General features: G+C 68.3%; 12 protein-coding genes. 8 read left to right on the top strand and 4 right to left on the bottom strand.

Annotation, left to right across the window (positions count from 1 at the left end; genetic code table 11):
* Window positions 1-90: 90 nt before the first annotated feature.
* Window positions 91-717, bottom strand: coding sequence for a TetR/AcrR family transcriptional regulator (locus OG562_RS11870; protein ID WP_266396458.1), 627 nt, complete (start codon window positions 715-717; stop codon window positions 91-93).
* 66 nt (window positions 718-783) lie between these two features.
* Here OG562_RS11870 and OG562_RS11865 point away from each other — a divergent pair, with 66 nt between their 5' ends.
* Window positions 784-2,412, top strand: a complete 1,629-nt coding sequence (locus tag OG562_RS11865; RefSeq protein WP_266396456.1) for an MFS transporter — start codon at window positions 784-786, stop codon at window positions 2,410-2,412.
* Between the two features lie 221 nt (window positions 2,413-2,633).
* Here OG562_RS11865 and OG562_RS11860 read toward each other — a convergent pair whose 3' ends face one another.
* Both OG562_RS11860 and aceE read right to left on the bottom strand, forming a co-directional pair.
* Window positions 2,634-3,371, bottom strand: a complete 738-nt coding sequence (locus OG562_RS11860; protein WP_266396455.1) for a potassium channel family protein — start codon at window positions 3,369-3,371, stop codon at window positions 2,634-2,636.
* Window positions 3,372-3,464: 93 nt separating this feature from the next.
* On the bottom strand, window positions 3,465-6,212 hold the full coding sequence (aceE, locus tag OG562_RS11855; protein WP_266396453.1) for a pyruvate dehydrogenase (acetyl-transferring), homodimeric type: 2,748 nt from the start codon (window positions 6,210-6,212) through the stop codon (window positions 3,465-3,467).
* A gap of 360 nt (window positions 6,213-6,572) precedes the next feature.
* Here aceE and OG562_RS11850 point away from each other — a divergent pair, with 360 nt between their 5' ends.
* From OG562_RS11850 to OG562_RS11825, 6 genes are all read left to right on the top strand, one after another.
* On the top strand, window positions 6,573-7,010 hold the full coding sequence (locus tag OG562_RS11850; protein WP_266396452.1) for a DUF3052 domain-containing protein: 438 nt from the start codon (window positions 6,573-6,575) through the stop codon (window positions 7,008-7,010).
* A gap of 179 nt (window positions 7,011-7,189) precedes the next feature.
* On the top strand, window positions 7,190-7,648 hold the full coding sequence (locus OG562_RS11845; RefSeq protein ID WP_266396450.1) for a peroxiredoxin: 459 nt from the start codon (window positions 7,190-7,192) through the stop codon (window positions 7,646-7,648).
* A gap of 151 nt (window positions 7,649-7,799) precedes the next feature.
* The gene (locus OG562_RS11840; protein ID WP_055632983.1) at window positions 7,800-8,375 is read left to right on the top strand and encodes a calcium homeostasis/redox stress adaptation protein; all 576 of its coding nucleotides are present in this window, start codon (window positions 7,800-7,802) and stop codon (window positions 8,373-8,375) included.
* A 97-nt stretch (window positions 8,376-8,472) separates the two neighbouring features.
* Window positions 8,473-9,048: a TerD family protein gene (locus tag OG562_RS11835; RefSeq protein WP_266396447.1), complete on the top strand. Its 576-nt coding sequence runs from the start codon at window positions 8,473-8,475 to the stop codon at window positions 9,046-9,048.
* A gap of 49 nt (window positions 9,049-9,097) precedes the next feature.
* A complete protein-coding gene (locus OG562_RS11830; RefSeq protein WP_266396446.1) occupies window positions 9,098-10,246 on the top strand; it encodes a DUF475 domain-containing protein in 1,149 nt (382 codons plus the stop codon).
* Between the two features lie 109 nt (window positions 10,247-10,355).
* Window positions 10,356-11,093 carry a Tellurium resistance gene (locus OG562_RS11825; RefSeq protein WP_266396444.1) on the top strand — a complete coding sequence of 246 codons (738 nt, stop codon included), beginning with the start codon at window positions 10,356-10,358 and terminating at the stop codon, window positions 11,091-11,093.
* Window positions 11,094-11,118: 25 nt separating this feature from the next.
* Here the strand turns inward: OG562_RS11825 and OG562_RS11820 are convergent, their stop codons facing one another.
* Window positions 11,119-11,874, bottom strand: coding sequence for a TerD family protein (locus tag OG562_RS11820; RefSeq protein ID WP_266396443.1), 756 nt, complete (start codon window positions 11,872-11,874; stop codon window positions 11,119-11,121).
* Window positions 11,875-12,072: 198 nt separating this feature from the next.
* Here OG562_RS11820 and OG562_RS11815 point away from each other — a divergent pair, with 198 nt between their 5' ends.
* Window positions 12,073-13,239, top strand: a complete 1,167-nt coding sequence (locus OG562_RS11815; protein ID WP_266396442.1) for an HpcH/HpaI aldolase/citrate lyase family protein — start codon at window positions 12,073-12,075, stop codon at window positions 13,237-13,239.
* Window positions 13,240-13,266: the final 27 nt, after the last annotated feature.

Raw genomic sequence — 13,266 nt, 5'->3', positions numbered from 1 at the left:
GAGGACACACTAGGAGAACGGGAGGGTCTCGGGTGACCCGAGTGGCGGGGATCACGTTTCGCTCGACGTGTTGATGGTCATAGGTACCTTTCAGGCCGTACGCCAGTTCCCCAGCAGCGCGGGCCCCACCTGATCCAGGTACCGGGACGTCAGCGCGTGGGCGTCCGCCGGGCTCATGTCCCCGCCCAGCGTCCAGTGCCGTTCGGTCACCCGCATCACCCCTCCGAACACGGCGACCACCAGCCGCGGCCGTGGGTCGGCGTCCACGTCGAGACCCTCCCGCGCGGCGATCACCCGCGCCAGCTCCTCCTCGATCTCCGCCTGGCGTCGCAGATGCGCGGCGAGCAGCACCGGCGTCGCCTCGATCACCCGGATCATGCCCAGATACGACTCCAGGGGCACGACGGCCTCGACGGTCTCGGTGATCGTCTGCCAGCCCTCCAGCACCGCTTGGCGCAGCGCCGCCAGCGGGGCCTCGTGCGGCGGCCGCTCGCGCACCGCGTCGACGACCCGCCCCACCGTCATCTCCACCAGGGCCAGCGCGACCTCGTCCTTGCCGGCGAAGTAGCGGAAGAAGGTGCGCTGTGAGACGTCCACGGCCGTGGTGATCGCGTCGACGGTGGTGCGCTCGTATCCCTGCGAGATGAACAGCTCCACCGCGGCCCGCACCAGCGCGTCCCGGGTGCGCTGTTTCTTGCGTTCGCGGAGTGATTCCATGGAGTGTCAGTTACTGACTTGTGAACCTGTTTGTCAAATGTCAGTCGCTGTCACTAGCCTCGGCGCATGACTAGTCAGACCACCATCGACGCGACGGGGCCGGGGGACAAGGCGGACAAGGCGCAGGCGTCCCCGTCGGAGGGGCCGCCGGCCAAGGGGCTGCGCGGCCACCCGTGGTTCACCCTCATCACCGTCGCCGTCGGGGTCATGATGGTGGCCCTCGACGGGACCATCGTGGCCATCGCCAACCCGGCCATCGCCAGCGACCTGGGCGCGACCTTCGCCCAGGTCCAGTGGATCACCAACGCCTACTTCCTCGCCCTCGCGGTCTCCCTGATCACCGCCGGCAAGCTCGGCGACCGCTTCGGCCACCGCCAGACCTTCCTGATAGGCGTCGTCGGCTTCGCCGCCGCCTCCGGCGCGATCGGCCTGTCCGACAGCATCGCGCTGGTCGTCACCTTCCGCGTCTTCCAGGGTCTTTTCGGCGCCCTGCTGATGCCGGCCGCGCTCGGTCTGCTGCGCGCCACCTTCCCGGCCGAGAAGCTCAACATGGCCATCGGCATCTGGGGCATGGTCATCGGCGCCTCCACCGCGGGCGGCCCGATCCTCGGCGGCGTCCTCGTCGAGCACGTCAGCTGGCAGTCGGTGTTCTTCATCAACGTGCCGGTCGGTCTCCTCGCCCTCGTGCTGGGCGTGCTGATCCTGCTCGACCACCGCGCGGAGAACGCCCCGCGCTCCTTCGACGTCCTCGGCATCGCCTTCCTCTCGGGGGCGATGTTCTGTCTGGTCTGGGCCCTGATCAAGGCCCCGACCTGGGGCTGGGGCGACGGCAAGACCTGGGCGTTCGTCGTCGGCTCCGTCGTCCTCTTCGCGCTGTTCGCCTTCTGGGAGACGAAGGTCAAGGAGCCGCTGATCCCGCTGGCGCTGTTCCGCTCGGTCCCGCTGTCCGCGGGCGTCGTGCTGATGGTCCTGATGGCCATCGCCTTCATGGGCGGCCTGTTCTTCGTGACGTTCTACCTGCAGAACGTGCACGGGATGAGCCCGATCGACGCGGGCCTGCACCTGCTCCCGCTCACCGGCATGATGATCGTCGGCTCCCCGTTGGCGGGCGCGGCGATCACCAAGCTCGGCCCGCGCATCCCGCTGGCCGGCGGCATGGCGGCCACCGCGATCGCCATGTACGGCATGTCCACGCTGGAGACGGACACCGGCGGCGGTCTGATGTCCCTCTGGTTCGGCCTGCTGGGCTTCGGCCTCGCCCCGGTCATGGTCGGCGCCACCGAGGTCATCGTCGGCAACGCCCCGTTGGAGCTCTCCGGCGTGGCCGGCGGTCTCCAGCAGGCGGCCATGCAGATCGGCGGCAGCCTCGGCACGGCCGTCCTGGGCGCGGTGATGGCCTCCAAGGTCGACAGCGACCTGGCCGGCAACTGGACGGCCGCGGGCCTGCCCGAGCTCACCCCGAGCCAGCTGGACCAGGCCTCCGAGGCGGTCCAGGTCGGGGTGGCCCCGGTGGCGAAGGGCACCCCGGAGGAGATCGCCGTGAAGATCACGGACGTCGCCCACGACACCTTCATCTCCGGCATGAGCCTGGCGTCCCTGGTCGCGGCCGGCGTCGCGGTGGTCGCGGTCTTCGTCGCCCTGCTCACCAAGCGCGGCGCGAACGCGGAGGCAGGCGCGGGGGTCGGCCACATCTGAGGCCCTGCGGCCCTGCGTTCCCGCGGCTCTGCCGTCCTGCCACACCTGTCGGGGAAATCTGACGGGATTTCAATAAAGTTCCCCTATCAGGGTGACAACGCTAAAGGTCCCTCGCCTCCGGCACGCGCCACAGGTCACAGTTAGTCAAGCCCTCCGGATGGCAGGGCAATCAGGCCCGTGGCGCGCTGCCGGAGGGGGACAGCGCGCCACGGGCCTGGCTGTTACGGCCTGAGGGATCTCTCCCTCAGCTCCGCGACCTCCACCCGCAGCGCCCGGACCTCCTCGGTCAGCGCCAGGATCGCCTCCGTCTGCGCCCGCTCCTCCACGTCGTCCTTCTCGAACCGCTCGATGAACCACGCGGCGATGTTCGCGGTGACCACACCCAGCAGCGCGATCCCGGACAGCATCAGCCCGACGGCGATGATCCGCCCCAGACCGGTGGTCGGCGCATGGTCGCCGTAGCCCACGGTCGTCATCGTCGTGAAGGACCACCACACCGCGTCACCCAGCGTGCGGATGTTCCCGTTCGGCGACTCGCGCTCCACCGACAGCACGGCCAGCGACCCGAACATCAGCAGCCCGACGACCGCCCCCGCGACATACGTCGTCACCCGGATCTGCGAAGCCATCCGCGCCCGCCGCCCCACCAGCAGCAGCGTCGAGACCAGCCGCAGCAGCCGCAGCGGCTGGAGCATCGGCAGCACCACCGCGCACAGGTCCAGCCAGTGCGTGCGGACGAACTCCCGGCGCCGGGGCGTCAGCGCCAGCCGCACCACGTAGTCGCCGGCGAAGGTCGCCCACACCGCCCACTCGACCGCGGTGCACGCGGTGGTCAGCGAGTGCCCGGCCGAGGTGTCCACGATCGGCACGGCGTAGGCCACGGCGAACAGCACGGCGAGGGCCAGCAGCGGCCGTTGAGTCCACAACTCCCACCGGGCCTGCGCCGAATGTTCTTGCATACACGCATCGTAAAGAATGCGTAAGGGCGGTGGAGTCACCAGCTCCACCGCCCTCACGCGTGCTACGGGCCGAGCCCTACGCGCTGCTGCGTCCTACGCGTCGCCGCCCGCGGCCCCCGGGTCCGCGGCCGACACGTCGAGCAGCTGGTACCGGTCGATCGCCTGCTTCAGCACCGACCGGTCGACCTTCCCCTCCCGCGCCAGCTCGGTCAGCACGCCCACGACCACCGACTGGGCGTCGATGTGGAAGAACCGCCGGGCCGCGCCCCGGGTGTCGGCGAAGCCGAAGCCGTCCGCGCCCAGCGACTGGTAGGTGCCCGGCACCCAGCGCGCGATCTGGTCCGGCACCGACCGCATCCAGTCGGACACGGCCACGAACGGCCCCTGGGCCCCGCTCAGCTTCCGCGTCACATACGGCACCCGCTGCTCCTCCTCCGGGTGCAGCAGGTTGTGCCGCTCGACCTCGACGGCCTCGCGCCGCAGCTCGTTCCAGGAGGTCGCCGACCAGACGTCGGCCTTGACGTCCCAGTCCTCGGCGAGGATCCTCTGCGCCTCGACGGCCCACGGGACGGCCACGCCCGACGCGAGGATCTGCGCCGGGATGGTCCCCGCGGTTCCCGCGCTGAAGCGGTGGACGCCCTTGAGGATGCCCTCCACGTCGACGTCGGCGGGCTCGGCCGGGTGCTGGATCGGCTCGTTGTAGACGGTGAGGTAGTAGAAGACGTTCTCGCCGTGCGGGTGCTCGGCGGAGCTGCCGTACATCCGCCGCAGGCCGTCCTGCACGATGTGCGCGATCTCGAAGCCGTACGCCGGGTCGTAGGCGACGCAGCCCGGGTTCGTCGAGGCGAGCAGCTGGGAGTGGCCGTCCGCGTGCTGCAGACCCTCACCGGTCAGGGTCGTACGGCCGGCGGTCGCACCGAGCACGAAACCGCGCGCCAGCTGGTCGGACATCTGCCAGAACTGGTCGCCGGTGCGCTGGAAACCGAACATCGAGTAGAAGACGTAGACCGGGATGAGCGGCTGGCCGTGCGTGGCGTACGCCGAGCCGGCCGCGATCAGGGACGCCGTGCAGCCCGCCTCCGAGATGCCGTCGTGCAGCATCTGGCCGGTCGGCGACTCCTTGTAGGCGAGCAGCAGCTCGCGGTCCACCGACTCGTACTGCTGGCCCAGCGGGTTGTAGATCTTCGCGCTCGGGAAGAAGGAGTCCATGCCGAACGTGCGGTACTCGTCCGGCGCGATCAGTACGAAGCGCCTGCCGAGTTCCTTGTCCCGCATGAGGTCTTTCAGGAGCCGCACAAAGGCCATGGTCGTGGCGATCGACTGCTGGCCCGAGCCCTTCTTCACACTCGCGTACGTCTTGTCGTCCGGCAGTGCGAGCGGCTGGGAGCGCACGACGCGGGTCGGGACGTACCCGCCCAGCGACCTGCGCCGGTCGTGCATGTACTGGATCTCCTCCGAGTTCCGACCCGGGTGGTAGTACGGCGGCAGGCCGGACTCCAGCTCCTTGTCCGAGATCGGCAGGTGGAGGCGGTCGCGGAAACCCTTGAGGTCGGCGACCGTCAGCTTCTTCATCTGGTGCGTGGCGTTGCGGCCCTCGAAGTTGGGGCCCAGCGTCCAGCCCTTGACGGTCTTGGCGAGGATCACCGTCGGCTGGCCCTTGTGCTCCACGGCCGCCTTGAACGCCGCGTAGATCTTCTTGTGGTCGTGACCGCCGCGGCCCAGGTGCAGGATCTGGTCGTCGGTCATGCCCTCGACCATCGCGCGCAGCCGGTGGTCGTCGCCGAAGAAGTGCTCGCGGATGTACGCGCCGGACTCGGTGGCGTACGTCTGGTACTGCCCGTCCGGGGTCGTGTTCATCCGGTTGACCAGGGTGCCGTCGCGGTCCTGGGCGAGCAGCGGGTCCCAGGAGCGGTCCCAGATCAGCTTGATCACGTTCCAGCCGGCGCCCCGGAAGACCGACTCCAGCTCCTGGATGACCTTGCCGTTGCCGCGCACCGGGCCGTCGAGGCGCTGGAGGTTGCAGTTGACGACGAAGGTCAGGTTGTCCAGGCCCTCGCGGGCGGCGATGGTCAGCTGGCCCAGCGACTCCGGCTCGTCCATCTCGCCGTCGCCGAGGAACGCCCACACCCGCGACTTCTCGGTGTCGGCGATCCCGCGCGCGTGCATGTAGCGGTTCATCCGCGCCTGGTAGATCGCGCCGATCGGGCCCAGGCCCATCGACACGGTCGGGAACTCCCAGAAGTCCGGCATCAGCCGCGGGTGGGGGTACGAGGACAGCCCGTGCGGCGCCCTCGACCTCTCCTGCCGGAAGGCGTCCAGGTTCTGCTCGTCCAGCCGGTCGAGCAGGAACGCGCGCGCGTAGATGCCCGGGGACGCGTGGCCCTGGAAGAAGATCTGGTCGCCGCCGTCGCCCTCGTCCTTGCCGCGGAAGAAGTGGTTGAAGCCGACGTCGTAGAGGGACGCGGAGGAGGCGAAGGTGGCGATGTGGCCGCCGACCCCGATGCCCGGACGCTGGGCGCGCGAGACCATCACGGCCGCGTTCCAGCGGGTCGCGTTGAGGACCTTGCGCTCGATCTCCTCGTTGCCCGGGAAGAACGGCTCGGCCCTGGTGGGGATGGTGTTGACGTAGTCCGTGCTGCGCATCTCCGGCACGGCCACGCGCTTCTCGCGGGCCCGCTCGATCAGCCGGAGCATCAGATAGCGGGCTCGCTCCCGGCCGCGCTCGTCGATCGCGGCGTCGAGGGAGTCGAGCCACTCCTGGGTTTCCTCGGGATCGAAGTCAGGAACCTGACTCGGAAGGCCGCCAATGATGATCGGGTTGCGATCGGATCCGGAAGCCACGCTGTTCCTTACCTGTCAGAGGGCTGTTTTCACGCTGGTTCTCCAGTACCTGCACCGTCCCCCATCGTGTACCTCGGGGCCGCAAACGTCATCTCTACCCAGAGGTAACCGGCATCTGTTCGGATCTCGTATTCTTGGATGGTTCTCAAATGCGCAAACCGGGCAGATTGGTGTGGTGTGCATCACCTTCGGTCCGGAACTCCTGCCTGGAGTTGCGTCGACACGGCCAGGATCGTCACCGTTTCGGCGGTCCGAACCGCCGGGTACTTGCGCGATCCGTCCCGCCCGTGTGGACTACGGCCAACGCTGCGCGCACGCGCGTGGCTGAGTTATTCCCGAAACAAGATCAGGAGGCAACCCGTGAGCGCGACCGCGGACCACGCGGAGGAGCGGACGAGCCCTGCCGTCAGGCTGGGGTTCCAGCCCGAGCAGGTGGTCCAGGAGATCGGCTACGACGACGACGTCGATCAGGAGCTCCGCGAGTCCATCGAGGAAGTCATCGGCAGCGACCTGGTGGACGAGGACTACGACGACGTTGCCGACGCCGTGGTGCTCTGGTTCCGCGACGAGGACGGCGACCTGACGGATGCGCTGGTGGACGCCACCACGTACATCGAAGAAGGCGGTTCGATCCTCCTCCTGACGCCGAAGACCGGCCGTACGGGGTACGTGGAGCCGAGCGACATCTCCGAAGCCTCGACGACTGCGGGTCTGTCGGCCAGCAAGAGCGTCAGTGTGGGCAAGGACTGGAGCGGCAGCCGGCTGGTGACGCCCAAGGCCGCCAAGTCCAAGAAGTGACCTCGTCCACGTCCAGGAAGTGACCTCGTCGAGGTGATCCCGGCTTATGACACGGACGGGCCGACCGACTCCGGTCGGCCCGTCCGTGATCTCTGCCGTGATCTCCTCGGTGCTGTCCCCGGGCCCGCTGCGTAGGGTGGTTCTCACCCAGACAGCCCCACCGAAGGGACACCCAGACGATGGCGATCCAGGTCGGCGACAAGGCCCCCGACTTCGAGCTCAAGGACAACCACGGCCGAGCCGTGAAGCTCTCCGACTTCCGGGGCAGCAAGAACGTCGTCCTGCTCTTCTACCCCTTCGCCTTCACCGGCGTGTGCACCGGCGAGCTGTGCGAGGTGCGCGACAACCTGCCGAAGTTCGCCGACCGCGACACCCAGGTGCTCGCCGTCTCCAACGACTCCATCCACACCCTGCGCGTCTTCGCCGAGCAGGAGGGCCTGGAATACCCGCTGCTCAGCGACTTCTGGCCGCACGGCGAGGTCTCCCGTGCCTACGGCGTCTTCGCCGAGGACAAGGGCTGCGCGGTGCGCGGCACCTTCGTCGTCGACAAGGAGGGCCTCGTGCGCTGGACGGTCGTCAACGCGCTGCCCGACGCCCGCGACCTCGGCGCGTACGTCAAGGCCCTCGACACTCTCTGATCGGCCGCGCGTCGGCCCGGATTCGCCGACACCTGTGATTCTTCGGCTCCAGGGCCTGCGGGGCGCGGGAACCCGTTACTAGGATCGAGTCGTTGATCCGATATCCAACGCACGACGGGGCTTCCCGCCCCTGGACACCAATGGAGGACTCGTGGGAGTCAGCCTCAGCAAGGGCGGCAACGTATCACTGACCAAGGAGGCCCCTGGCCTGACCGCGGTCATCGTCGGTCTGGGGTGGGACGTCCGCACCACGACCGGCACCGACTTCGACCTGGACGCCAGCGCGCTGCTGCTGAACAACGCAGGCAAGGTCGGCAGCGACGCCAACTTCGTCTTCTTCAACAACCTCAAGAGCCCCGACGGCTCGGTCGAGCACACCGGTGACAACACCACCGGTGAGGGCGAGGGCGACGACGAGGCGATCAAGGTGAATCTCGCGACGGTCCCGGCCGACGTCGAGAAGATCGTCTTCCCGGTGTCGATCTACGACGCCGAGAACCGGCAGCAGTCCTTCGGCCAGGTCCGCAACGCGTTCATCCGCGTGGTGAACCAGGCCGGCGGCGCCGAAATCGCCCGGTACGACCTGAGCGAGGACGCGTCCACCGAGACCGCGATGGTCTTCGGCGAGCTCTACCGGCACGGCGCGGAGTGGAAGTTCCGCGCCATCGGCCAGGGGTACGCGTCGGGTCTGCGCGGCATCGCGCAGGACTTCGGCGTGAACGTCTGAGCGGATCCCAGCTCACATCGTCCGGCGTCGCACCGTTTACGGGCGGCGCCGGACGCGCAGGACAACCGAAGAAGCACCATCCCAGGGGAGGACCAGCATGGGCGTCACGCTCGCCAAGGGAGGCAACGTCTCCCTGTCCAAGGCCGCGCCGAACCTCACACAGGTGATGATCGGACTCGGCTGGGACGCGCGCTCCACCACCGGAGCCCCCTTCGACCTCGACGCCAGCGCCCTGTTGTGCGCCGGCGGGCGGGTCCTCGGGGACGAGTGGTTCGTCTTCTACAACCAGCTCAAGAGCCCCGACGGCTCCGTGGAGCACACCGGCGACAACCTCACCGGCGAGGGCGAGGGCGACGACGAGTCGCTGCTGGTCGACCTCACCAAGGTGCCGCCCCAGTGCGACAAGATCGTCTTCCCCGTCTCGATCCATATGGCCGACGAACGCGGCCAGACCTTCGGGCAGGTGAGCAACGCGTTCATCCGCGTCGCCAACCAGGCCGACGGCCAGGAACTCGCCCGCTACGACCTGAGCGAGGACGCCGGCACGGAGACGGCGATGATCTTCGGGGAGCTCTACCGCTACCAGGGCGAATGGAAGTTCAGAGCGGTAGGACAGGGGTACGCGTCGGGGCTGCGAGGCATCGCTCTAGACTTCGGAGTCAACGTTTCGTAAAGCCGAGTACGGCGCGGGGGAGACCCGTACATACAGGATTGGGTAGCCAGTGCTTCTGAAAACCTTCGGCTGGTCGTTCGCGGTCACCGCGCTCGGCCTGGTCGCTGCGGTCTTCTACGGGGGGTGGGAGGCCTTCGGCATCGTGGCGATCCTCTCCATCCTCGAGATCTCGCTGTCGTTCGACAACGCGGTGGTCAACGCCGGAATCCTGAAGAAGATGAGTGCCTTCTGGCAGAAGATCTTCCTCACCGTCGGTGTCCTCATCGCCGTCTTCGGCATGCGCCTGGTCTTCCCCGTGGTGATCGTCGCCATCAGCGCCAAGATCGGCCCGATCGACGCGGTCGATCTCGCCCTCAACGACAAGGACCAGTACCAGCAGCTGGTCACCGACGCCCACCCGTCGATCGCCGCCTTCGGCGGCATGTTCCTGCTGATGATCTTCCTGGACTTCATCTTCGAGGACCGGGACATCCAGTGGCTGCGCTGGATCGAGCGTCCGCTCGCCAAGCTCGGCAAGGTCGACATGCTGTCGGTCTGCATCGCCCTGATCGTCCTGCTGATCACGTCCTTCACCTTCGCCACCCACGCCCACCAGCACGGCGGCGCACACGCCGACAAGGCGCAGACCGTGCTGATCTCCGGCATCGCCGGACTGATCACGTACATGGTCGTCGGCGGTCTCTCCGGCTACTTCGAGGACAAGCTCGAGGAAGAGGAGGAACGCGAGCACGAGGAGGAGGAAGAGGCCGTGCGCAGCGGAAAGCAGCGCTCGCCGGTCGTCCTGGCCGGTCAGGCCGCCTTCTTCATGTTCCTCTACCTCGAGGTCCTCGACGCGTCGTTCTCCTTCGACGGCGTGATCGGCGCGTTCGCCATCACCAACGACATCGTGCTGATGGCGCTGGGCCTGGGCATCGGCGCGATGTACGTCCGGTCGCTGACCGTGTACCTGGTCCGCCAGGGCACCCTCGACGACTACGTATACCTGGAGCACGGCGCGCACTACGCCATCGGCGCCCTGGCCGTGCTTTTGATGATCACCATCCAGTACCAGATCAACGAGGTCATCACCGGCCTCGTCGGCGTCGTCCTGATCGGCTGGTCCTTCTGGTCCTCCGTGCGCCGCAACCGTGCCCTGGCAGCGGCAGAGGGAAAAGCCGAGGGCTCGGACGAGAAGACTGAGGTCTCGTCCGGGGTGTGATCACCTTCCGAGTGAGGAACGCTCTGTGCGGGGCGGCCGTCGAGGAGATGTCCTCCACGGCCGCCCCGCCGGTCTTACTGGCGACGTGCGTGGATGTGGGGGGCGGGACATGGGCTTCTTCGACGGGCTGCTGGGCAGCCGTGCGGCCGATTTCGACTCGGGCAGCGCGGCGAGCAACGCGATCGAACTGACCAAACGGCACCATCAGGTCTCCCTCACCAAACAGGGCGCGGCCACCGGCAACCTGCGCGTCAACCTGACCTGGCGGATGCGGACCTCCGACTTCGGCGGAGTCCAGCGCGAGAGCCTGCTGCGGCACCCCTTCAAGGCGCTGCGCCCCCCGGAGGTCATCGGCCACAGCCAGAGCATGGTCAACGTCGACCTCGACCTCGGCTGCCTCTACGAGCTGGCCGACGGCACCAAGGGCGTCGTCCAGCCCCTGGGCGGGCTGCTCGGCGACGTGAACGCACCGCCGTACGTGAAGCTCAGCGGGGACGACCGGTTCGGGTCGGCGTCCGGGGAGACGATGTACGTCAACCTCGACCACCGGGACGAGATCAAGCGGCTGCTGGTCTTCGTGTACATCTACGACCAGACGCCGGCGTTCGACCGGACCCACGCGATGGTGACGCTGTACCCGAGCAACGGGCCCCGGATCGAGATAGGCCTCGACGAGCGGCATCCACAGGCCAGGTCCTGCGCGGTGGTGATGATCGAGAACTTGAAGAGCGAGCTGATCGTGCGCCGCGAGGTGCGGTTCGTGTACGGGTTCCAGGCGGAGCTGGACCGGCTGTACGGGTGGGGCCTGCAGTGGGGCCGGGGCTACAAGACCAAGGTCGAGAAGTGACCTCTGCCGGGGTGGGCCGGTCCGCCTACCGCCCGATGAACTGAGGCCCCTGCGGCGGCAGCCGGAAGGACGGGTCCGGGTAGCCGTAGCCGTGGGTCGGCAGGTTCGCGGGATAGCCGTAGGCCGGCTGCTGCTGGGGGACCGCCGAGGCGGGCTGCTCCGGCGGCAGGGGCTGCGAGAGGCTCGGGGTCGGCGGGGCCGGGGTGTGCGGAGCCGGGGTCGGTTCCAAGGAGGCTTCCTCCGACTCGTCGACGGAGATGCCGAAGTCGGTCGCCAGACCCTTGAGACCGTTGGAGTAGCCCTCGCCCAGCGCGCGGAACTTCCAGCCCTCGCCCCTGCGGTACAGCTCGCCGCAGATCAGGGCCGTCTCCTCGCCGGTCTCCGGACGGATGTCGAAGGTGGCCAGGGGCTCGCCCTCGACCGTGGCGTCGTACAGCAGAATGCTGAGGGAACGTACGCGATCGAAGGTGAGGCCGTCCGCCGAAGCGACCAGGAGAATCTGGCTGACGCCGGGCTCGACACCGGTCAGATCTGTCTGGATCGTATCGGTGAGGCCTTCGGCGACACGTTTCTTGCCCAGTCGCCAGACCTTCCCGGAAGGGTGCCGGGGCTGGTTGTAGAAGACGAAGTCCTCGTCGGAGCGCACACGACCGTCGGGGCCGAGGAGCAGCGCGGAGGCGTCGACGTCCGGGATCCCCTGTCCGGGCGTCCAGCGCAGCACGGCGCGCACCGTGGTGGCCTTCAGCGGGACGTTCGACCCCTTCAGCATCGCGTGCGTCATGCGGTCATCCTGCCCTCTAGGTTCTGCTCACGACAACGCGGGGTACTCGGGAGCCTTCACAGCCGTGTGTCGGACTGTGTTCGTCCGAGTTACCTGAAATTCATGACCGGTGGGAACCCCTGACATGGGTCTCTACGTACTATTACCGGCCACCTCTTGCCGAATCCACAGGCTCACCTTGCATCACGGGGGAGATTTATGCGTCATTTCGGGCACCTCGCCCCGGAGGTGCGGCAGCGCCTCTTCCACCGGGAGCCGTGCGTCTTCGACACGGACTCTCCGGCCAGGCTGCTCTCCGCGGCCCTGGGCGCCACGCTCTACAGCCCGGCCACGCGGCCCCGGCTGGCCGACGACATCGTCAAGCAGACCGGGCGCGGCGTGGTCTCGATGGTGCTGTGCCTGGAGGACTCCATCGGCGACGAGGACGTCGCCGCGGGCGAGGAGAACCTCGTCCGGCAGTTCGCCGACCTCGCGGGCCGCGTGGGCACCGAGCTGCCGCTGCTCTTCATCCGGGTGCGCACGCCCGAGCAGATCCCGGACCTGGTCGAGCGGCTCGGGGGCAACGCGCGGCTGTTGAGCGGGTTCGTGTTCCCGAAGTTCACCGAGGAGCGCGGCATCCCCTTCCTGGAGGCCCTGGCGGCCGCCGAGAGCGCCAGCGGACGCCGGCTGTTCGGCATGCCGGTGCTGGAGACGCCCGAGCTGATGTACCGGGAGTCGCGGGTGGACGCCCTGGAGGGCATCGCCCGCGCCGTCGACAAGTACCGCGGCCGCGTCCTCGCGCTGCGCCTCGGCGTCACCGACTTCTGCTCCTCCTACGGCCTGCGCCGGGCGCCCGACATGACGGCGTACGACGTCCAGATCGTCGCCTCCGTGATCGCCGACGTGGTGAACATGCTGGGCCGGGCCGACGGCACCGGATTCACGGTGACCGGGCCGGTGTGGGAGTACTTCCGGGTGCCCGAGCGCATGTTCAAGCCGATGCTGCGGCACAGCCCCTTCCTGGAGGGACAGGCCGTCGAGCTGCGCGAGCGGCTGATCGAGCACGCCATGGACGGGCTGCTGCGCGAGATCTCCCTCGACCAGGCCAACGGTCTGCTGGGCAAGACCTGCATCCACCCCTCGCACGTCCCGGCGGTGCACGCGCTGTCCGTCGTCAGTCACGAGGAGTACAGCGACGCGGCGGACATCCTGCGGCCGGAGCGCGGCGGCGGGGGAGTCCTCAGGTCGCAGTACACGAACAAGATGAACGAGGTGAAGCCGCACCGCGCCTGGGCCGAGCGGACCATGCTGCGCGCGGAGGTCTTCGGCGTCGCGCACGAGGACGTCAGCTTCGTCGACCTGCTCGCCGCCGGCATACCCGGCTGAATCACCCACCTCACCACCAAGGGACGC

The organism is Streptomyces sp. NBC_01275 (genome assembly GCF_026340655.1).
GTDB lineage: Bacteria > Actinomycetota > Actinomycetes > Streptomycetales > Streptomycetaceae > Streptomyces.
Note: the sequence above shows the minus strand (reverse complement) of the source record. Positions and strands in the feature narration are given on the sequence as shown.

Bases quoted from the DNA above. Each gene is read 5' to 3' on its own strand.
- OG562_RS11870 (WP_266396458.1), bottom strand. From the start codon at position 717: ATGGAATCACTCCGCGAACGCAAGAAACAGCGCACCCGGGACGCGCTG.
- OG562_RS11865 (WP_266396456.1), top strand. From the start codon at position 784: ATGACTAGTCAGACCACCATCGACGCGACGGGGCCGGGGGACAAGGCG.
- OG562_RS11860 (WP_266396455.1), bottom strand. From the start codon at position 3,371: ATGCAAGAACATTCGGCGCAGGCCCGGTGGGAGTTGTGGACTCAACGG.
- OG562_RS11845 (WP_266396450.1), top strand. From the start codon at position 7,190: ATGGCGATCCAGGTCGGCGACAAGGCCCCCGACTTCGAGCTCAAGGAC.
- OG562_RS11835 (WP_266396447.1), top strand. From the start codon at position 8,473: ATGGGCGTCACGCTCGCCAAGGGAGGCAACGTCTCCCTGTCCAAGGCC.
- OG562_RS11825 (WP_266396444.1), top strand. From the start codon at position 10,356: ATGGGCTTCTTCGACGGGCTGCTGGGCAGCCGTGCGGCCGATTTCGAC.
- OG562_RS11820 (WP_266396443.1), bottom strand. From the start codon at position 11,874: ATGACGCACGCGATGCTGAAGGGGTCGAACGTCCCGCTGAAGGCCACC.
- OG562_RS11815 (WP_266396442.1), top strand. From the start codon at position 12,073: ATGCGTCATTTCGGGCACCTCGCCCCGGAGGTGCGGCAGCGCCTCTTC.